The sequence below is a fragment of the Caballeronia udeis genome (assembly GCF_001544555.2).
In the GTDB taxonomy this organism is placed as follows: domain Bacteria; phylum Pseudomonadota; class Gammaproteobacteria; order Burkholderiales; family Burkholderiaceae; genus Caballeronia; species Caballeronia udeis.
Genome location: NZ_FCOK02000029.1, coordinates 17,975 through 37,778, shown reverse-complemented (window position 1 = coordinate 37,778; position 19,804 = coordinate 17,975). Strand labels below are relative to the sequence as shown.

Sequence of the window (19,804 nt, the reverse complement as noted above, 5' to 3'; positions counted from 1 at the left end):
TCGAGATGGCGGACAAGTGGGGCTATTGCACAGTGCAGCTCGCAATCGTCTCTGATCCGAAAAAATAAAGTCTGTCATGGACTTTTCACAATGCCCGCCAATGTCAGGTCTCAATATCAACGAACACGTGCTATCGACCGTGAACCGCCCTTCGACCTTCGTTGCCGTGTTCGGCGGCTTTCAATGTCGCGTTGATTTTGATTACCCGGAGGCACGCACCCGTGGGGCCGGAATAACCGTGAGCGACCGGATCCCCTGTGCGCCGCGAATCAGGACACCTTCGATGTCGGCCGTCGCCGACGGACCGCTCATCAGCACCGCGTAGTTCGCAGCGAAGAATTCGGACCGGTGATACGCGTGGTGCAGATTGCCGACAATGTCGGCCGGATCGAGCAATGCAACGAGATGCTGGGACAGATAGCCAAGCGCATTGACGGGATACTGCATTTCGCTGAGCCAGATCGATCCGGTCTCGGCGACAGCAAACCGCGGCCGCACGACGCCGACATCCACATCGTCCAGTTCGTGCGGATCGCGGACCTCTTCGATGCGCTGCGTACCGGCCACTTCGGGCACGGCCGAGCAAATCACTTTCGCGTCCGTAAAGCGCGTTCGGATCAGCGCGTCGATGTCGCCGTCAGCGGGCATCTCCGCCCAGATGCCGCCCATCTGGGCAAGCGTTTCCTTGAACCTGTCGAGCGCCGGCGGCAGGCTGGCATCGAACATGGGCACGTCGGGTAGCGTGGCCGGCGTGCGCTGCGCGGCGCGCAGACTTGCGAGAATAGCGTTTCGGCTGCTCATTTTGCTTTCCTGTTTTTCAGGTACCAGTCGCGGAAGGTTTGCTCGGGCGCATCAGGCACTTCCCGTTGCTTGCCCCAGGCATTGAAGGGGTTGTAGATGAAGGCACGCGGGAACTTGGCAACGGCGGTGTCCGCTGCCTTGATTGCCGCGCGGTACAGCTTCGGCTCGGCCAGCACCTTGCCGGCGACCTTCATAGCCTCTTTCTTGACGAACGGCAGTTCGTGCTGCTCGGCGACGACCTGGCGCCACTTGTAGATCTGCTCGTGGATGTTGATCTTGACGGGACAGACGTTCGTGCAACTGCCGTTCATCGTCGAGGCAAACGGCAGCGCGCTGTATTTCTTCAGATCGAAGGTCGGATTGATGATCGCGCCGATCGGACCGGAATACACACCGCCATAACTCAGCCCGCTGCTGCGCCGGTAGACCGGACACGTATTCATGCAGGCGCCACAGCGGATGCACTTCAGCGAGTACCAGAAGTCGTCCATGGCAAGTCGTGCCGAACGGCCGTTGTCGACCAGCACGAAATGCATTTCGCCGCCTTTGCGCGGGCCACGGAAGTGCGACGTGTACTGCGTGATCGGCGAGCCGAGCGCGCTGCGCGACAGCAGACGAATGAATACGCCAAGATGCTCGAGCTTCGGAATCACCTTCTCGATGCCGATCGATGCGATGTGCAGAGACGGTACGTTTGCGCTGAGATCGGCATTCCCTTCGTTTGTGCACACCGTGATACCGCCGGTTTCCGCGACCGCGAAATTGCAGCCGGTCATCCCGGCTCCGGCGTTAAGGATCAACGGCCGGGTTGCATCGCGCTGCGCTTCGGCGAGGTAATGCACGTCGTCGTTGTCCGGGTCGGTTCCGAGTGTTTTGGCAAACACCCTGGAGACGTCCGATGCGAGCTTATGAACTGCTGGCACGACAATATGTGCGGGGCGCTGGTGATCGAGCTGCTGGATCCGTTCTCCAAGGTCGCTTTCGACGACCGTGATGCCGCGCGGTTCGAGGTATTCGCGCATCCCGCATTCCTCGGTGAGCATCGACTTGCTCTTGACGAGCGTCGTCGCGCTGTGACTGCTGAGAATCTCATAGACAATCCGGTTGTGCTCTTCGGCGTCCTTGGCCCAGTGCACGATCACGCCGCTTTTTGTCGCGTTCCGTTCAAATTCCTCGAGATAATCGGCAAGATGCGTGAGCGTATGTTCCTTGATGCCAGAAGCCAGCGAACGCAGCTCTTCCCATTCGTCGATACCACGCGCCGCCTCATCGCGCAGGGTTCGTAAAGTCCAAAGGCGCTTGTCGTGGAACTCGAGGTGCTTTTCGTCGGCGATAAATTCGCGCGATGCCTTGACGTGATCAACGCGCTTCATGAGCGGGCTCCATTGAGAATCTGGGCGATATGGATGAACTTCAGGCCGAGGCCGAGCCGGTCCGAGCAGCCTTTCTGGTGCATCAGGCACGACGAATCGGCGGATACGATGTACTCGGCGCCGGCCTGTTTGTGATCGCGAACCTTGTCCTGGCCCATCCGTGCAGAGACGGGTTCTTCAGTCACGCAGAACGTGCCGCCGAATCCACAGCATTCGTCAGGCCGGGCGGGCATGACGAACTCGATGCCTCTGACTTTCCGGAGCAGCGATAGCGGCTTCGAGAAGAACGGCTCATTGATCTCCGACATCTTTGCGGTGCGCAGCGAGCGAAGCGTGCCGCAACTATTGTGCAATCCCACCTTGTGCGGAAACTCGGCCCACGGCAACGCGTTGACCTTCAGTACGTCGTGCAGGAATTCGACCAGCTCGTAGGTATTGGCACGCACCGCCCGGCTTTCCGTACCCGGTTCGACTGCCGTCATGTGATCGCGCACGTGGTGCACACAGCTTCCGCTCGGCGCGACGATGTAGTCGTAGCCGGCAAAGTTCTTGACGAACAGCGCTTCCGTCGCGGCGGCGTCATTTTCGCAGCCGCTATTGCCCATCGGCTGACCGCAGCAGGTCTGCTCAAGCGGGTAGTCGACATCACAACCCAAACGCTCGAGGAGTTCGAGCGTTGCGACGCCGACATCGGGAAAGAAGGCGTCGATGAAACATGGAACAAACAAGGCAACTTTCATGATGTCTCCGGTGGCTACGAATGACTCCAATTGGACGAACCCGTCGAATCCCGATACCTCATGGCAAGCTGGTCTTGCAATGAAGTTTCCCGATCCTCGCTTGCCGGCTGATTGCAGACCCTGCGCATTGCGCTACACCCGTCATCCAACCGATCGGCCGGTATACGTAACCAACCGCTGTAACCGACCGCCCGGGCCGGCCCACAACCTCAAGCACGCACCGTACATAGGGCGGGCGGCGATAGCGTTCATCAGTAGTGACCCGAAGTCAGGTCGACCTTGCCTTTGAACACGTTGTAGCTGTAGATCGTGTAGATCAGCATCAACGGGTAGACGAACAGGCCCGCGCCCCAGAACATGAAGGCGAGGCTTGCATGCGGACCGGCTGCCTGAGCCACAGTTAGCGAGAACGGGATCATGTACGGCCAGAACGAGATCGCCAGCATCGCGTATGCGCAGATGAAGAGCACAACGATCATCACGAACGGCTGGTTGTCGCGATGCCGCCTGACGCCGGTCAGGGTTCCTGCGATGGAGACAAGCGCGACAAGCGGCACGATGAAAAGATAAGGACGGTCGAGCCAGCGATGCAGGATCGCGAAGTTTTCATAAAGCGCATGACAGAACAGCACGGCCAACAGGACGAGTACCGCGACCAGGAACGGCGGAATCGCCCGATACGCAGCGTCGCGTGTATCTCCTTCGCACTTCTTGACGACCCAGCTCGCACCGAGCAGCGCATAGCCGACGCACAACGCCCCGCCGCACAGCATCGAGAAAGAACTGCACCAGGTCATGACGTCGCCGCTGAAACGTCCATCGACGATCGGCAGCCCCTTCGCCAGCGCACCGACCATCGCGCCCTGCATGAAGGCGGCGACGACCGATCCCACCACGAAGCCGACGTTCCAGATCGCCCGCGTACGGCGAGCCCTGCCACGGAACTCGAAGGCGACGCCGCGAAAGATCAGGCCGGCGAGCATCAGGATCACGGGGACATAGAACGCGGAGACCAGCAACGAGTAAGCCTGCGAAAATGCACCCCACAGCACCACGCCGGCCACGATCAGCCAGGTCTCGTTGCCGTCCCACAGCGGCGACACGGCGGCCAGCATATGACGCCGGTGTGTTTCGTCCCGGGTCAGTCCAAAGAGCATGCCAACGCCGAGGTCGAAGCCATCGAGCAACACGTACAGCAACATGCTGAGAGCGAGTATCAGCGACCAGTAGAGGATCATTTACGTGGCTCCCGGATCATTTGACCGTCGACGACAAATCCGCCGCCACCGAAAGCGGACGGTTCGGCAAGGCAGCAGGCGGCGTGTGCAGCAGATCTTCGGCAGGTCCTCCTTTGAGCAGCCTGTAAATGTAGAACGTGCCAAAGGCAAAGATAAAGACGTAGGTCGCACAGAAGACCAGCAACGAGCCCGCGGCCGCGCGCGGCGTCAGGAACGGCGTGAGCGCGTCAGCCGTGCGCAGCAGCCCATAGACGGTCCACGGTTGCCGCCCCACCTCCGCGGTAAACCAGCCGGTGAGTGTCGCGATGAAGGGCAGCGGAAAGCACAGGAATACCGTCCACAGCAGTGCGCGCCGCTGCACCAGGCGCTCCTTGAGCGACAGCAAGGCGCCGCCCCAGGCAACGACCAGCATGACGAGACCGCACCCCACCATGACCCGGAATGCAAAGAACGGAATGACGATCGGCGGACGCTCGCTGCGTGGAAAATCTGTGAGACCGACCTCCTTCGAGTCCAGGCTCATCGAGCCAATCAGGCTGCCGAGCACTGGCACTGAAATCGCATAGTCGTTCTTTTCGTGGGTCGCGTCGGGCCATGCAAGCAGAACCTCGGACGCGGGTTGTTCGTCATGCCAGCGTGCCTCGATCGCGGCGAACTTGACCGGCTGATAGCGATGCACGTAATCGCCGACCAGATGTCCGAACAGCAGTTGCACCGGCACGAGGATCGCCGCGAGAAACAGTCCCATACGCAGCATGATGCGTGCTTCGGCGGGACACATCCTGCGGAGCAGGTACCACGCACCGGTCGCAGCCACACAAAACGCCCCGGTGACGTAAGCCGCCAGCAACATATGAGGAAACCTCACCCAGACGACCGGGCTGAAGATGATCTTCAGCCAGTCGTCCGGCACGTAGACGCCACCCTGGATCGTGTAGCCCACCGGATATTGCATCCAGCTGTTGTTCACCATGATCCAGAACGCCGAGAGCGTTGTGCCGAGCGCCACCATCGCGGTGGAAAACAGATAGAAGCCCGGCCTCACCCTGTTCTTGCCGAACAGCAGGACGCCGAAAAACGACGCCTCCAGCATGAAGGCCGTGAAGGTCTCATAGGACAACAGTGGCCCCTGGATCGGCCCCGAAAGCCGTGAGAGTTCGCTCCAGTTCGTGCCGAACTCGAAGGCCAGCACGATCCCGGAAACCACACCCATGCCGAATGCGATCCCGAAGATCTTCAGCCAGAAGTCGAATACTCGGCGGTACGCAGGCCGCCCGGTAATCAGGTGCAGCGCTTCGAGTACCGTGAGCCACGCCGCCAGTCCGATCGTGAACGACGGGAAGATGATGTGGAACGATACGGTGAAGGCGAACTGCAGTCGCGACAGCATGAGCGCGGTGGTGTCCATCACGCCTCCCTAGCGCCACAGATTGGTTTGGGCAAGATCGATCACCTGGTCCGCCTGCCCGTTCAGGATCGCCTTGACCATATAAAGCGAGAACCCCTTTGCCATCTCGAGGTTGACTGCAGGGGGCATCGCCAGCTCCATCCGGTTGACGACCGCGTCGATCAGCACCGGACCGTTGTGGTCGAACGCCGCGGCAATGCCGGGTTCGACATCGTCGGGCTTTTCAAGCCGGATACCGTGGATTCCAACCGCTTCGGCCATGGCGGCGAAATTCGGGTTGTTCAGCTCGGTGCCGATCGGCACGAACGACGTGGACTTCTGTTCGAGTTCGATGAAGCCGAGCGCGCCGTTGTTGAAGACCACCACCTTGACCGGCAAGCCCAGTTGCGCAAGGCTCAGGAAATCGCCCATCAGCATCGCGAAGCCGCCGTCGCCCGACATGGAGATGACCTGGCGGCCGGGAAAGGCCGCCTGTGCGCCGATCGCCTGCGCCATGGCGTTCGCCATCGAGCCGTGCCAGAACGATCCCATCAGCCGGCGCTTGCCGTTCATCGCGAGGTAGCGGGCGCCCCACACCGTCGGCAGGCCAACGTCGCAGGTAAACACGGCGTCTTCCGCCGCATGGTCGCTGATCGCCTTGGCAACTTGCTGTGGATGGATCAACGACGTCCTCGCTCCGGATTGCGCCAGCACGTCCAGGTCCTTGCGCGCCTTGCGGTAATGTTGCTGCGCCTGCTCAAGATGCGCGGTATCGCTTTTCTGCCGCAGTTTCGGCGCGAGCGCCGTGAGCGTCGCCTTCACGTCGCCGACAATGCCCAGATCGAGCGGCGCGCGGCGTCCGAGATGACCGGGGCGAATATCGATCTGGACGATACGCGTGCCCGTTTTGCGGGGGTAGAACTGGCTATATGGAAAGTCCGTTCCCAGCATCAGCAGCAGGTCGCAATCGAGCATGGCGTAGTAGCCCGAAGAGAATCCGATCAGGCCGGTCATGCCCACGTCATACGGGTTCTCCCATTCGACGTGCTCCTTGCCGCGCAATGCATGGACGATCGGTGCCTTGAGCCGCTCGGCCAGTGCCACCACCTCATCATGCGCGCCTGCGCAGCCCGACCCGCACAACATGGTCACGCGGCCCTGCTGGTTGAGCATCGCGGCCAGCCGGTCAATATCGGCTTCGGCCGGCGTGACGACTGCCTGCGGCGGCAGCAGACCCAAGGCCGAGGGAGGCGGTGCATCAACCGCCTGCTGCAACGCGACGTCGCCAGGGATCACGACGACTGACACGCCACGCTTGCCGGTCGCCTCGCGGATGGCGATCTCGAGCGTGCGCGGCATCTGATTGGCGCCCGAGATCAGTTCGCAGTAGTGGCTGCACTCCTTGAACAACGACTCCGGATGGGTTTCCTGAAAGTAGCCGCTACCGATTTCCCGCAATGGAATGTGCGCAGCGATCGCCAGCACCGGCACGCCGGAACGATGGCAATCGAACAGACCATTGATCAGATGAAGATTCCCCGGCCCGCAGCTGCCGGCACAGACAGTGAGCGAGCCCGTCAGATGTGCTTCGGCACCCGCGGCGAACGCAGCAACTTCTTCGTGCCGCACATGAATCCACTCGATCCCGCCATGACGACGGATCGCGTCGGTCAAGCCGTTGAGGCTATCGCCAACGATGCCATACACCCGTTTCACACCTGCGGCCACCAGTACTTCGACGAACTGTTCCGCCACGGTCCTTGACATTGCAATTCTCCTGTAAAGAGCTGCTGACTGCTTCATGCGCCCGCGTTGTGGAACTTCGCTCGCGGTGCCGTCGAGCATCCGCGGATGGGAGCCGATCGGCGCAATGCCAAGGGCGCTCCCAGGCAGCCCGAGGTGATCCAGTGCGTCCGATACAGCCGTCGGCAGCGCGGCGAATTCGGCAAGCATGGATATAAGACCGGATCGGAAACGGGCGGGCGCGAATGCGTGGTTACTATCCCGGTCAGTTCGATGGTGGAAAGACGTTCCACGACCCATCGTCATGCCGGAAGAAGACGATCGCAAAACATGCGTCCCGCCGAAACGTACCGACGCGCACGTAGCGCCTACGATCCGAACGCGTTCGACTGAATTCCATCACGCGTGCCGTCATAGGCACCGCGGGCCTGACCCACTTGTCGACCAATACGCGCAGAGACTTCTCGCCGGCATACATGTCTTTCTCCTTCAAACGCATTCACTCCTGGGGCGATCGCCGCGCCGCAAGCGTGCCCGCTCGCCGTCGGTACGAGCTTGGAGCTCTGTACAAAACCCCGGATCGCTGTAAGCGACGACTTTCGCGCCAACTCCGCCAGGTCTGACACACGTGATGCCCCATTGCCAAAGGTGATCCTGAAAGAAGACATGCAGCGTGAGTTCAGACGACCTGTTGAACGTATGCATGGTCGGCTCCTTCGAATTGATGCCGTAAAAAACTTATGACAAAAGGAAATCGGGACTACGAAACGGATGCGCGGCTGGAATACGAGCGAGTGCTCGCATTCGCGGCTTCCTTGTCGGGTTGGCCATAGATAGAGTGTCGTGGCACGCGGTCACGGACCGGTCGCAAGCCAGCTGGATTGCGTCACATCTGTGGCGCGCGGGTGACGACGAAGTCGAACCGCTCGCGCGCGCCCTCGAATGCGGCGAGCGCGGTACGCCTGTCGTGGAATGAGACCGGATCGAACCGAACCGCGATAGCACCTCGGCGGTCACTGCAAGCACCGGTGCCTCGTCGTGGACAAGCAGTGCGTGCTAGCCTCGACCTCGAGCCGGCGCGGCCGCCGCGGCCTCTGCCGCGGCCAGCATGACGTCCGAGCGCCTCAGGTAGATCGTGAAGGTGCTCCCCTGCCCAGGCGCGCTCCGCACGTCGATTGCGCCACCGAAGTCAGCCACGATCGCGTAAACGAGCGCCAGGCCCAGACCAGTGCCCGTGCCGATTTCCTTGGTGGTGAAGAAGGGTTCAAAAATGCGCGCCACGGTTGCCTCGTCCATGCCGGATCCGTTGTCCTCGACGATCAGGCGCACGTATCGGCCCGATTCGAGCGTTCCGTGCGAGAGCGCTTGCTCGCCAGAAAAACCTGCAGCCTGCAGTGCCACGCGCAAGATGCCCCCTGTGCGCATGGCCTGAATCGCATTACTGCACAGGTTCATCACGATCTGGTGCAGCCGGGTGGCGTCGCCGAATACAACGAGAGGTAAATCGGGAGCGTTCGATTCGAGGCGAATGTTGGCGGGCAGGGATCCTCTTATCAGCTCGAGCGTCTCCGCCACTACATGAGCGACGTCGACGGGCGCGCGCCTGCCGCGCTGACTGCGGCTGTAAGCGAGGATCTGCTCGACCAGTTCGCGGCCACGGGACGCGGCGGTGAGCACGTTCTGCGCATAGCGCCTGAGCGGTGAGCCCACGGGCGCTTCGTCAAGGACCATTTCACCATAAGCGAACACACCCGCCAGAACATTGTTGAAATCGTGCGCGATGCCGCCGGCGAGCCGGCCGACTGCTTCCATCTTTTCGGCCTGGCGAAGCCGCTGCTCGAGGCGCTCGCGCTCCGCCTGAGCCAACTTCTGCTCGGTGACGTCCATCACGGCACCTACAAAGTCAACGCTCCCTGATGAGTTCTGCATGGCGTGCCCTATGACGTGGACGTGCTTGACCGTACCGTCGTCCATCAGCAAGCAATTCTCAACGTCAAAGTTTGTCATTTCGCGGGACGCGCGAGCGATGGTTTCCTGCACGAACGCCCGGTCGTCGGGATGAACGCGTTGCAGGCCCAGTGCCACCGTAGGCTTTACCGCTCGGTCGTATTGAAAGATCTTGTAAGTTTCATCTGACCAATGGAGCTCTCCGCTTGCAACGTTCCAGCCGAAGCTTCCGGTCGAACTGATGCTTTGCCCCTCAGCCAGGAAAGCTTCACTGTTTCGCAGATCGGAATAGAGGCGGGCATTTTCCAGCGAGATAGCGACCTGCGAGGCCAGCACGTCCAACACAGCGATGCGGCTCGAGGTGAACGCACGCGGAGTCAGATTGTTCTCGAGATAGAGTGCGCCAGCGAGTTTGGCTTGCTTGACCAGCGGCAGACAGAGGACGGACCGGGGCCGCTGCTGCTGCATGTATGGATCCGCCGAGAACAGGGTCGGCGTCGCGGCGTCGTCCAGGAGCACGCTCTCGCGCGTGCGGATCACGTAGTGCAGCACAGACTCAGGAAGCTCGGAGGCAGTCACGGCCGCCTGCCGCAGCCCGACCTCAACGCTACCCCCGCTGGTGGTCGCCTCCGCTTCGATCCGCGGCGCGTCGCCCTGGCAAAGGATGAGCAGACCCCGCTCGGCACCCGCGTGCTCGACCGCGATCGTGAGGAGCGTCTCGATCAGCTTGCCAAGCTCGATCTCGCCCGACACGGCCTGCGAGGCCTTGAGCACCGTCCCGGCATCCAGCTGGTCGAAGGGCGCGCCGATTGTCGCAGTTGGCGCAAGTGCAGTCGATTCCAGGCGCAACCGTGGGTAACGCTGATCGAGTTGCCGCACCTTGCCGAGCGCGCCCCAGCGGAGAAAACAGTATCGCGCGTTGCGCAGGTAAGCGTGGGCGATGGTTTCGAAGCCACGCGCTGCATAGAATTGTGCGGCCACTTCGTGCGCGATGCCTTCGTGCCCGACGAAGCCGTGCTCGCGAGCTGATCGAATGGCCTGCTCGCACAGGCGCATAGCGTCGAGGTCGCGTCCTTCGAGGCGGGCGATCTCGGCTGACACCAGAGCGTGCTTGTCGCCGAACGTCGGTGGATAGTTGCCGGCCCATTCACTCAGTTGTTCGCGGTGCTTTTTCAGGAGGTCACGCCACGTCTGCTGTTCGTCGGCGGACCCGTTCTCGAAGAGCGCGGCCACCGTGAGCGCGGTGAAGTAGGTATAGTCGAACCACATAATCTGTCCGACTAAAGCCCACAGCAGCGGTTGCGCTCGTTGGGCGGCGGCGAGAGCGGCCACGTAGTCGCCCGCCAGAAACTGTGCCTGCAGTTTGAGAATCCAGTACCCACAGAGCAGCGCGCTCATCCGTTCGCCGGTCAGTTGCGCCTCGAAGGCCGCCTCGTCAAACCGGGCATCACTGAAGGTGGACAAGCTCGCCGTCCGGCCTTGGAGGGTCGCGATCAGGCGTTGCAGACTCACGACGATGTCCGCGACGTCCCGGAACCGGGCTTTGCGCACATAATCGAGTGTCCGCTCCGACTCGCGCCACACCGCGTCGAGCGGGTCGTTGCGCAACAGAAGGTCGGCGACGACATGGCCCATGCTGTAGCAGGCACAGGTTAGATCTCCTGTTTCGAGCGCGGTGCGAGAGGCCGCCCGATGGAAATCGATCGCGGTCTCGATCGGCTGCGTCCAGACGGCAGTTCGTCCCATCGCAGCATGAACCTTTGCCCGGTCGGCGAGGAAGCCATGCTTGTCAACCAGATCGCATGCGAGCCTGGCGAAACGGTAACCGTCGTGGTAACGATGAAACACCGGGCCGAGGAGGACTCCGAGAGAGCCACAAGCGTGGGCGAACGCACCGCTCGCGCCGTGTCGCAGGCCGATGTTCACCATGCGGCACAGGAGCAAACATAACAAATGGGAGTCGATAAAATAAGCGGGTTGGAACAGGGCCGAGAGAAGACGCATGGCGGCCTGCAGTCCCGGATCGGTCATCAGCGGCAAGTCGATCAAGCTCTCTATCGGGCGCCCCGCCAGGTTGTGCCAGACCGTTTCGAATTCGGCCTGCACCTGGTCATGGGTCGGGTGTGCCGGGAGGTCGATGCCGAACAGGCGCAGACACGCGAGGGCGCTGTTGACGGCCTGTGAGTTCTCGGACCTCACGACATGAAAATGGAGCTTCAGATAGCAGGCGGCCGCCTGGTCGATTTTTGACGCCGCGCGCTGCAATAGCGCCTCGATCAGCTGCTCAGCCTGGTCCAGGTGGCCAGTCAGAAACGCGCACGCCGCGCGTTCGAGCCACAGGCTGAACATGACTTCGTACTGGCTGCTCCAGTCACTGTCGTCGAGCAGGTCCATGCCCGCCGCAAGATACACGCACGCCGACGCGTAGGCCGCCGATGCCTTGGCCTTCCGCCCTGCACGCAGATTGATCGTGGCCACCCGCGCCTTCTCGTCGCGCTCGATGAGCAAGGTGGCGCCCCGATTAAACTGGTTCGCCACGTCGAACAGATGCTCGGCGAGTTCGTCCGCCGCCATGTTCTCAAGCAACACCCGGCCGATACGCAGGTGGACTTCGGCCCGCTCCGCTTCGGGAATCAGCGAATAAGCGGCCTGCTGGATCCGGTCGTGCACGAATTTGTAAGCGTCATCCTGACGAAGGACGAGCCCGGCGACGACGGCGCCCCAGAGTACCGCGTGCGTCCCCTCCTCTGAGTCTCCGCGAACCAGCGGCAGAGCGGCGATCCCGGCGACGTTGCCCAGGCAGGCGAGTTGTTTCAGGGCTTCCTGCGTGGTGGCAGCGAGCCGCTTCAGCTTCCCGGCCATGAGATCCACCACGTTGTCGGTGTAGCTCTTGGCGCGGATGCGATCGAGGTCCCATGCCCAGGCTGACGCTACCGCGTCGTATGTGAGCAGGCTCTCGTCGGCCAACGTCGTGAGGAACTGGATCGCGAAGAACGGATTGCCACCGGTTTTTTTTTGTATAAGACGCACCAGGGGCATCGCGCGCGTCAAATCACAGTGCAGGGCTGCGGCAACGAGCCGGCCGACATCGTCGAGTCCGAGCGGCGCCAGCGCGGTCTCATGCACCCTAGCGTCGGCGGCGCGGATCGCCTCAAGCGTGCGCCGCAGCGGGTGGCCGGGGCCGACCTCATTGTCCCGGTAGGCTCCGACCACCAGCAGATGCCGCACCTCCGGGTGCGTCATCAGGTGCTCGATCAGGTCGAGCGTCGTCGTGTCAAGCCACTGCAAATCGTCGAGAAACAGCGCGAGCGGGTGCTCCTTGCGCGCGAATACACCGAGGAAGCGCCGGAAAACCATCTGGAAGCGATTCTTCGCTTCCTGCGGAGGCAGTTCCGGGACACTCGACTGCGTTCCGATCACGAGCTCCAGTTGAGGAACGAGGTTCACGATGAGCTGACCGTTGCGGCCCAGCGCGTCGCCCAAAGCCTCCCTCCACCGGTCCAGCTGCTCTTCGCTCTGGGCCAGAAGCGGGCGCAGGAGGGTCTGGAAGGCCTGAGCCAGGGTCGCATACGGGACGTCGCGCTGGTACTGGTCGAATTTGCCGGACGCGAACAGGCCACGCGGCGGGACGAGCACCTTGTGCAGCTCGCTCACCACCGAGGACTTGCCGATCCCCGGGTAGCCGGACACGAGCACCAGCTCCGGCGTGCCGTGGATCAGGACTCGATTGAAGGCCGCGAGCAGGGTGTCGATCTCGCGCTCACGCCCATACAACTGCTCGGGGATCGTGAGCCGGTCCGATGCATCCCACGCGCCCACCGCGAACGGGTCGATACAGCCATGCGACACCCATTCCGTCAGGCACCGCCGGAGATCGGCTTCGACGCCCGCGGCGCTCTGGTATCGGTCCTCGGCGGTCTTCGCCAGCAGCTTCATCACGATCGCCGATATCTGACTGGGGACCGTCGCGCGCTCACCAGGCGAAGTCGGCTGCCGGGCGATGTGGCAATGGACCCACCCCATCGGATCGGTAGCGGTGAAGGGCAGCGTCCCCGTCAGCATCTCGTAGAAGGTAACGCCGAGAGCGTACAGATCGCTGCGGGAGTCGATCGAGCGGTTCATCCGGCCGGTCTGTTCCGGCGCCATGTAGGCCAGCGTTCCGGCAATCAGCTCGGGCGGCTCCGGGTTCTGACGCTCGCGAGGCAAGCGGGAAGCAATGCCGAAGCCGGTGAGCCAGACGCCGCCGCTTGCCTTGTCCGCCAGGATATTTCCCGGCTTGATGTCCTTGTGAATAAGTCCTCGTGCATGCACCTGGCGGAGCGCGCCCGCGAGCGCGATCGCAATGCGCAGAAACTCCGGCATTTCCAACGGGCCGCCGAGCAGTCGATCGAGGGGTTCACCGCCAGGATCCTCGAGCACCAATGTCAACCGATCGTTGTAGCGGAACAGCGCGACTGGCCGAGCCGCCCAGGCAGCATCAAGTTCGGCTTTGAGAGAATATTCGTGTTCGAGCCGCTTGAGGCACGCAAGCGAGGCATCGGCCGCAGTGGCAAGCAGGACCGGCGCCAGGCCGCTGCCAGAGCCCCGGTAGAGGGTGAAGTCTCCCTCCCGCAGCGGCGAGAACATGTAGCCCGAAAGCTCAGTCATCAGGGCCTCCTGCTACCGCACGTGCGTGCACTTCTCATACGGATATAGTTCAGGCAGACGGCGGCAATGATGGACAGACGGCCGATCCAGTGAGCCCGTCCGTCATGGACGCCGGTGCGATGAGGATTAAACGGACCAAACCCATTGTCGCGAGGTGAAGCCCGAGCCATGAGCGGGCGAAGTTCGGCAACGCCAGACCTTTGACACCGTCGACGTATTGCGCGGCTGAATGCGAGAATTTCGAGGTCTTGAAACCAGTCATTGCCGGTACTCCGCGCCGCGGGTAACGTCACGGACCATGCCGGATACACGCCAGCTGCTCCACACACGAAGGCTCAGCGACTGGCGCGGCGCCTTGATGCTGAAGCACAGTTTACTCTCCAACCATCCTGTTTTGGCTGCCCCTTCGGTGACCCTCGCAGGCGTTTGCGCGACCCACGGTGAAATGCCTTCTGGCAGCGAACGGATCTGCTGTTGACCAGCGGTTCCGCCAGCTATCGGGTAGGCGATCCGATCAGGTCGGCCACCGCCCGAAGCAGATCACCACGCTTGAACGGCTTCGCCAGGGCCCGTGCCGCACCAAGGGCGATTGCGGTATCCACGTCCATTCCGTGTCCGGAGTTAAAAAGGCCTGATATCGCGATGATCGGAATATCTGGATACCCTTGCTTCAGTTCGGCGATGACCACGGCGCCACTCGTTCCGGGCATATAGATGTCAGTAACCACCAGCGCGGGTGCCGCGAGTTTCGCCGCCGCGAGTCCAGCACGCCCGTCCGCAGCCTGGCGCACGCGGTAGCCCGCTGCCCGCAGCCAATCCGCCAGGGCTTCGCGCATGATCGCGTCGTCTTCAATGACGAGAATCTCCGCGGTAGTGATAGTGTTCATTTTGTCGGTCGACACTGGCTTAGTGGCGCTGCGGGGCCCGGACCGTGCAGTTCGTACGATCTGTCAACGCCTCCACTCATCTGGCGCTGATTGCGAGTATTTTACGAGGGGCTGGTCCGAGAGGTCACACCTGTGACGAACGTGGGCCAACCTGGTTAGACTTGTGCCCATGATGAGCACTCGAGCGGTCGTGAAAATGCAAGTTCACGCGCCACAGACTGCGTCGACGCATATCCTTGCTGTCGACGACGACCCCATAATCCGCGAGGCGATTAGCGACTATCTCGGCCAGTACGAGTTCCGCGTCACGGCGGTCGCCGATGGGGGCGCAATGCAGGAGGCGCTTGCTCACGAAGTGATCGATCTCGTCGTGCTGGACCTCAAGCTGGTAACCGAAGACGGGATGGCGCTCGCGCGCCGGCTGCGCGACGAATCGGCAATCCCGATCATCATGCTCACCGGTCGCGGCGAAGAAGCCGACCGGGTGATGGGGCTGGAATTGGGCGCCGACGACTATCTGACCAAACCGTTCAGCCCGCGTGAGCTGCTCGCACGCATCCGTGCCGTGCTGCGCCGCCGCCGTCCCGAGATACAACAAGGCAGACCGGAAGGCATTCGTGCCTACCGTTTCGACGGTTGGGAACTGAACCTCAACACCCGGCGCCTGAGAAACCGGGATGGCCAGACTGTGCAGCTCAGCAACGTCGAATTCAGCCTCCTTGTTGTGTTACTTGGGGCGCCGAATCGCATTCTTTCGCGCGACCAGCTTCTCGACATGTCTCGCCTGCACAGCGACGACGTTTACAACCGATCGGTCAACATGCAGATCCTGCGGCTGCGGCGAAAGCTCGAAACCGATCCGACGAACCCGCGATACATCTGTACTGAACGCAACGCGGGGTACGTGTTTAGCGTACCGGTTGAAATCATCTACTGACGGGCGTCCCCAAGCGCCGTTCCGCTGAGTTCCCTGGCTCTCCTCGTTGACGCCTGGGTGGCGCGCGTCAATCCATTGCCCGCCACCGCCCCTTCAAAGTCACAGTTGTCACCCGATTTCCGATTCCAGTGACCGATCCGTAATTCAGCGGACGGAAATTGTGCAGACGCACGAACGCCATGAAGCAATCTGTACAGAAATCACGGGGATACCTCAAAGGAGCAATATGATGAACAACGTTCGCATCGAGGCGGACAGTCTTGGAGAGGTCAGCGTTCCCGCCGACAAGCTTTGGGGTGCCCAGACACAACGTTCACTAGAGCATTTCAGCATTGGCAAAGACCTGATTCCCCGCGAGATGATCACCGCATACGCCACCTTGAAGAAAGCCGCCGCCATCGCCAATCACGACGACAAACGGCTCGACGATCTGCCTTTCAACCTGATCGTGCAGACTTGCGACGAAATTCTCGCCGGCCAGCACCACGACATGTTTCCGCTGCATGTATGGATGACCGGCAGCGGCACGCAGTTCAATATGAACGTCAACGAGGTGATCTCCAATCGCTGCTGTCAGCTCGCCGGTACGCCGCTGGGTAGCAAGGCGCCGGTGCATCCCAACGATCACGTCAATATGGCGCAGTCGTCGAACGACTCGTTTCCCTCGGCCATGTATATCGCGGCCGCGGTCTGCGTGAAGCAGCGCCTGATCCCCGTCGTCGCGGCGCTGCGCGAAGGCATCGACGCCAAGGCGAAAGCCTGGGGCGATATCGTCAAGATCGGCCGCACTCATATGCAAGACGCGACCCCGATCACCCTCGGCCAGGAGTGGTCAGGCTATGCCGGCATGCTTTCCGATAATCTGGAGCGTATCGAAGCCGTGCTGCCAGGTGTGTATCGCCTGGCCCTGGGCGGCACGGCGGTGGGCACGGGGATCAATTCCGCGCCCGGTTTCGCCGAGGCCGCGGCGACCGGTATCGCCAGGCTCACTGGGCTGCCCTTTATTACCGCGCCGAACAAGTTCACCGTGCAGGGCGCGCACGACGCGCTGGTGCAGTTGTCCGCTACGCTGCGCACGCTGGCGGTGTCACTGTATAAGATCGCCAACGACATTCGCCTGATGTCCTGCGGTCCCCGCGCCGGTTTTGCAGAGTTGCTGATACCGGCGAACGAGCCGGGTTCCTCGATCATGCCGGGCAAGGTCAATCCAACCCAGTGCGAAGCGCTGGCGATGATCGCGACGCAGGTGATGGCGAATGATGTCGCGGTCGGCTTTGGCGGTGCCGGGGGCTATCTCGAGATGAATGTCTACAAGCCGCTGATCATTTTCAATATCACGCACTCCATTGCGATCATCAGCGACGGCTGCGCCAATTTCCAGAAATTCCTGATCGAAGGTACCCAGCCCAATCTGAAGAAGATCAATGAGTACGTCGAGCGCTCGCTGATGCTGGTAACAGCGTTGTCGCCAGTGATCGGCTATGACAAGGCCTCGAAGATCGCGCACTACGCCATGGACAACGATCTCACGCTCAAGGTGGCCGCGCTGAACCTGGGCTTTGTGACGGAAGCCGAGTTCGATCGCATCGTCGATCCGAAGAAGATGGTCTCGCCCTACGTTGCCACCGCCTCCTGACGATGGGTGTTTTGCCCAAGTCCATTCATCAGGAGTGACTCGATGTCTGTCCAGAACGAGAATACCGGCTATGAGATCGCAGGCAAGACGCTGGTACCGGGCCAGGGCAACAATGTCCGTATTTTTTCGGCCATGGGCATGGCGGTGTTTGCGACCGAAACCACGCGCGTGGCGCGCCCGAGCGACATCGAGGCGCATATCCTGGCCTGTGCCTGCGGCCCGGTGTATCCGGCTTGAATGCGGTGCCTCGCATGACACTGGAAAAACGTACCTCTCTCGTGTTGGCATTTGCCCGAACGTTGTTCGTGAACGGTCAATCCACCGACCGTATACTGGCTGAGGCAGAGCGGCTCGGCACGGTATTGGGCATTCAGGCGCGGGTCATTCCGCGCTGGGGAGAACTGCAACTGCAAGCCAGCGACGGCGATGATCGATTCGCCGAAGCTGTGACGTCAGACCCCGTCGGCGTGGACATGGACCGCGTGGCTTGCGCGACGCGGTCCATCGACGATATTGGCGCCGGACGGCTTGCCCCCGCTGATGCCATGGCAACGATCGACGCGATTTCACAGAGACCGCCGGCACGGACCTGGCTGTTCACGCTGGCGGCCGCGGCGGGCGCGGTCGCCCTGGCTGTGATCTTCGGTGTCCAGCATCTGCCCGCGGCGAGCATTATCTTCGCGAGCGCGGCGACGGGCGGCTTTTTGCGCCGCACCCTGGCGCGCTACAGCAGTAATGTTTTTCTGCAACCGTTTTGCGCGGCCTTGCTCGCCGGCGTGATCGGCGCGCTGGCAACCCGCTATGAACTGAGTTCGTCGCTGCGCCTGGTCGCCGTCTGCCCCTGCATGGTGTTGGTACCGGGGCCGCATTTGCTCAATGCTGCGATGGATCTCATTCAAGGCCGTATCCCCCTGGGGACCGCGCGTCTCATCTATTCGGGGCTCGTCATCTTGGCGATCTCGACCGGACTGCTGTTCGGACTCTCGCTGCTCGGCATCTCCCTGCCAATCGATCCAGCAGGCCGGGCCGTGCCACTCTGGCAAGACATCATCGCCGCCGGCGTTGCGGTGGCGGCCTACAGCATTTTCTTCTCCACGCCGCTGCGCATGCTGGCGTGGCCGATAACTGTCGGCATGCTGGCGCATGCGCTGAGGTGGGTGGCGCTTTCGCTTGGCGCAAGCGTCACCGTCGGCGCCCTCGTCGCCTCCGTGATTGTAGAACCTATGAGCAGAGGGCGTCGACGAACTGATACGTAAAATCAGCTTGTCGAGTCCTGTTCAAAGGAGAACATCATGCGCACGGATCAGACGTTCACGACGGATGGTGAAGAAACAGTGCTGGCGGTGTCGCTCGAGCTTGCTGCGGCGAAGTGGAAGGTCGCGCTACACGACGGCCGGCGCGAGAAGCCCGCCGTGCACACGGTGGCGCAGCCCCAGGCCGCCGCCCGCCTGCAGGCCGTGCTTGACGTGATCGAACAGCAGAAGCTGAAGTGGTCGCTGCCGGCCGGCGTGCGCACCGTCCTGAGCTACGAAGCGGGCCAGGACGCGTTCTGGATCTGCCGCGCGCTGCAGGCGCGCGGCGTCGAGTGTTATGTCATCGATCCGGCGAGCATTCCAGTGCAACGCCACAAGCGGCGTGCGAAGACCGACCGGCTCGATGCCATCAAGCTGGTCATCAATCTGCGCGCGTGGCTGCGCGGCGAGCGCGACCGCATGCACGTGGTTCACGTGCCGTCACCGCAGGACGAAGCGTCGCGCCAGCTGATGCGCGATCGCGGCGAACTGCAGAAGGAAGTCCTGCAGCACCGCGACCGCATGCGCAAACTGCTGGCCACGCTCGGCTGCTGGGATGAGGTCGATCACCAGGCCTTCGCCGGCCGCCTCGCGCGTGACGAGGTGCGGTGCCACGACGGCACGCCGCTGCCGCCCGAATTGCGCGAGCGGCTGCTGCGCGAGTGCGAGCGGCTGGCGCTGGCCCAGCACCAACTCGCGGCGCTGGAGAAGACGCGGCAGGCGAGCGTGCCGGCACTCGCGCGCAAGCGAAGCGATGACCTGGCGCGCCTGAAAGGGATTGGCGAAGTGGGCGCGTCGCGCCTCGCGCTCGAGCTGTTCTGGAGACAGTTCAACAACCGGCGCCAGGTGGGTGCATGTGTCGGACTGGTGCCGCAGCCATACGACAGCGGCGAAAGCCACACCGATCAGGGGATCAGCAAACAGGGCAATAGACGGGTGCGCGCGTTACTGGTCGAGATCGCGTGGGACTGGATCCGCTACCAGCCCGGCAGCGCGCTGACGCGGTGGTTCAACCAGCGCACGCAGGGTACGGGACCGAACCGCCGCGCGCGACGCATTGCGATCGTCGCGGTCGCGCGGCGCCTCGCGATTGCGCTCTGGCACTATCTGAAGGACGGCGTCATCCCCGAAGGGGCACAGCTAAAGTCAGTCTGAGTCGTCAGGCATCTCTCGCGA

The 19,804-nt window shown here is 62.2% G+C and carries 14 protein-coding genes; 5 read left to right on the top strand and 9 right to left on the bottom strand.

The window, feature by feature from the left end; all coding sequences use genetic code 11:
- Positions 1 to 201: 201 nt before the first annotated feature.
- The 9 genes from AWB69_RS20745 to AWB69_RS20700 all read right to left on the bottom strand — a co-directional run bounded on the left by AWB69_RS20745 (position 202) and on the right by AWB69_RS20700 (position 14,763).
- The gene (locus AWB69_RS20745) at positions 202 to 801 is read right to left on the bottom strand and encodes a LutC/YkgG family protein (RefSeq protein ID WP_062088158.1); all 600 of its coding nucleotides are present in this window, start codon (positions 799 to 801) and stop codon (positions 202 to 204) included.
- Positions 798 to 2,174, bottom strand: coding sequence for a lactate utilization protein B (locus AWB69_RS20740; protein WP_062088156.1), 1,377 nt, complete (start codon positions 2,172 to 2,174; stop codon positions 798 to 800). Before AWB69_RS20740 ends, AWB69_RS20745 begins: the two co-directional genes overlap by 4 nt.
- On the bottom strand, positions 2,171 to 2,914 hold the full coding sequence (locus tag AWB69_RS20735) for a (Fe-S)-binding protein (RefSeq protein ID WP_062088153.1): 744 nt from the start codon (positions 2,912 to 2,914) through the stop codon (positions 2,171 to 2,173). The genes AWB69_RS20740 and AWB69_RS20735 overlap by 4 nt, the downstream gene beginning before the upstream one ends.
- 251 nt (positions 2,915 to 3,165) lie before the next feature.
- Positions 3,166 to 4,152 (bottom strand): cytochrome d ubiquinol oxidase subunit II, encoded by a 987-nt coding sequence (cydB, locus tag AWB69_RS20730; protein WP_062088151.1) that lies wholly within the window; start codon positions 4,150 to 4,152, stop codon positions 3,166 to 3,168.
- 16 nt (positions 4,153 to 4,168) lie between these two features.
- Positions 4,169 to 5,560, bottom strand: coding sequence for a cytochrome ubiquinol oxidase subunit I (locus tag AWB69_RS20725; protein ID WP_062088149.1), 1,392 nt, complete (start codon positions 5,558 to 5,560; stop codon positions 4,169 to 4,171).
- A 9-nt stretch (positions 5,561 to 5,569) separates the two neighbouring features.
- The gene (poxB, locus tag AWB69_RS20720) at positions 5,570 to 7,306 is read right to left on the bottom strand and encodes a ubiquinone-dependent pyruvate dehydrogenase (protein ID WP_062088262.1); all 1,737 of its coding nucleotides are present in this window, start codon (positions 7,304 to 7,306) and stop codon (positions 5,570 to 5,572) included.
- Positions 7,307 to 8,338: 1,032 nt separating this feature from the next.
- A complete protein-coding gene (locus AWB69_RS20710; RefSeq protein WP_062088147.1) occupies positions 8,339 to 13,876 on the bottom strand; it encodes an AAA family ATPase in 5,538 nt (1,845 codons plus the stop codon).
- Positions 13,877 to 13,925: 49 nt separating this feature from the next.
- Positions 13,926 to 14,138 (bottom strand): hypothetical protein, encoded by a 213-nt coding sequence (locus tag AWB69_RS20705; RefSeq protein ID WP_062088145.1) that lies wholly within the window; start codon positions 14,136 to 14,138, stop codon positions 13,926 to 13,928.
- Positions 14,139 to 14,370: 232 nt separating this feature from the next.
- A complete protein-coding gene (locus AWB69_RS20700; protein ID WP_062088143.1) occupies positions 14,371 to 14,763 on the bottom strand; it encodes a response regulator in 393 nt (130 codons plus the stop codon).
- Between the two features lie 196 nt (positions 14,764 to 14,959).
- On the opposite strand from AWB69_RS20700, the gene AWB69_RS20695 reads away from it, so the two are divergent.
- The 5 genes from AWB69_RS20695 (at position 14,960) to AWB69_RS20675 (ending at position 19,783) form a co-directional block, all read left to right on the top strand.
- Positions 14,960 to 15,700: a response regulator gene (locus AWB69_RS20695; protein WP_062088141.1), complete on the top strand. Its 741-nt coding sequence runs from the start codon at positions 14,960 to 14,962 to the stop codon at positions 15,698 to 15,700.
- Between the two features lie 226 nt (positions 15,701 to 15,926).
- A complete protein-coding gene (gene fumC, locus AWB69_RS20690) occupies positions 15,927 to 17,336 on the top strand; it encodes a class II fumarate hydratase (protein WP_231937178.1) in 1,410 nt (469 codons plus the stop codon).
- A gap of 42 nt (positions 17,337 to 17,378) precedes the next feature.
- Entirely contained in the window at positions 17,379 to 17,573 is a 195-nt protein-coding gene (locus tag AWB69_RS20685; protein ID WP_062088137.1) for a hypothetical protein, read from the top strand.
- 14 nt (positions 17,574 to 17,587) lie between these two features.
- Positions 17,588 to 18,592: a threonine/serine exporter family protein gene (locus AWB69_RS20680; RefSeq protein ID WP_062088135.1), complete on the top strand. Its 1,005-nt coding sequence runs from the start codon at positions 17,588 to 17,590 to the stop codon at positions 18,590 to 18,592.
- A 36-nt stretch (positions 18,593 to 18,628) separates the two neighbouring features.
- Positions 18,629 to 19,783 carry an IS110 family RNA-guided transposase gene (locus AWB69_RS20675; RefSeq protein WP_062088133.1) on the top strand — a complete coding sequence of 385 codons (1,155 nt, stop codon included), beginning with the start codon at positions 18,629 to 18,631 and terminating at the stop codon, positions 19,781 to 19,783.
- The last annotated feature ends 21 nt before the right edge of the window (positions 19,784 to 19,804 follow it).

What these genes read in the sequence shown, in the direction of transcription:
- AWB69_RS20735 (WP_062088153.1), bottom strand. Translation starts at nt 2,914, where the DNA reads ATGAAAGTTGCCTTGTTTGTTCCATGTTTCATCGACGCCTTCTTTCCC.
- cydB (WP_062088151.1), bottom strand. Translation starts at nt 4,152, where the DNA reads ATGATCCTCTACTGGTCGCTGATACTCGCTCTCAGCATGTTGCTGTAC.
- AWB69_RS20675 (WP_062088133.1), top strand. Translation starts at nt 18,629, where the DNA reads ATGCGCACGGATCAGACGTTCACGACGGATGGTGAAGAAACAGTGCTG.
- fumC (WP_231937178.1), top strand. Translation starts at nt 15,927, where the DNA reads ATGATGAACAACGTTCGCATCGAGGCGGACAGTCTTGGAGAGGTCAGC.
- AWB69_RS20725 (WP_062088149.1), bottom strand. Translation starts at nt 5,560, where the DNA reads ATGGACACCACCGCGCTCATGCTGTCGCGACTGCAGTTCGCCTTCACC.
- poxB (WP_062088262.1), bottom strand. Translation starts at nt 7,306, where the DNA reads ATGTCAAGGACCGTGGCGGAACAGTTCGTCGAAGTACTGGTGGCCGCA.
- AWB69_RS20740 (WP_062088156.1), bottom strand. Translation starts at nt 2,174, where the DNA reads ATGAAGCGCGTTGATCACGTCAAGGCATCGCGCGAATTTATCGCCGAC.
- AWB69_RS20695 (WP_062088141.1), top strand. Translation starts at nt 14,960, where the DNA reads ATGCAAGTTCACGCGCCACAGACTGCGTCGACGCATATCCTTGCTGTC.
- AWB69_RS20705 (WP_062088145.1), bottom strand. Translation starts at nt 14,138, where the DNA reads ATGACTGGTTTCAAGACCTCGAAATTCTCGCATTCAGCCGCGCAATAC.
- AWB69_RS20685 (WP_062088137.1), top strand. Translation starts at nt 17,379, where the DNA reads ATGTCTGTCCAGAACGAGAATACCGGCTATGAGATCGCAGGCAAGACG.
- AWB69_RS20745 (WP_062088158.1), bottom strand. Translation starts at nt 801, where the DNA reads ATGAGCAGCCGAAACGCTATTCTCGCAAGTCTGCGCGCCGCGCAGCGC.
- AWB69_RS20700 (WP_062088143.1), bottom strand. Translation starts at nt 14,763, where the DNA reads ATGAACACTATCACTACCGCGGAGATTCTCGTCATTGAAGACGACGCG.
- AWB69_RS20710 (WP_062088147.1), bottom strand. Translation starts at nt 13,876, where the DNA reads ATGACTGAGCTTTCGGGCTACATGTTCTCGCCGCTGCGGGAGGGAGAC.
- AWB69_RS20680 (WP_062088135.1), top strand. Translation starts at nt 17,588, where the DNA reads ATGACACTGGAAAAACGTACCTCTCTCGTGTTGGCATTTGCCCGAACG.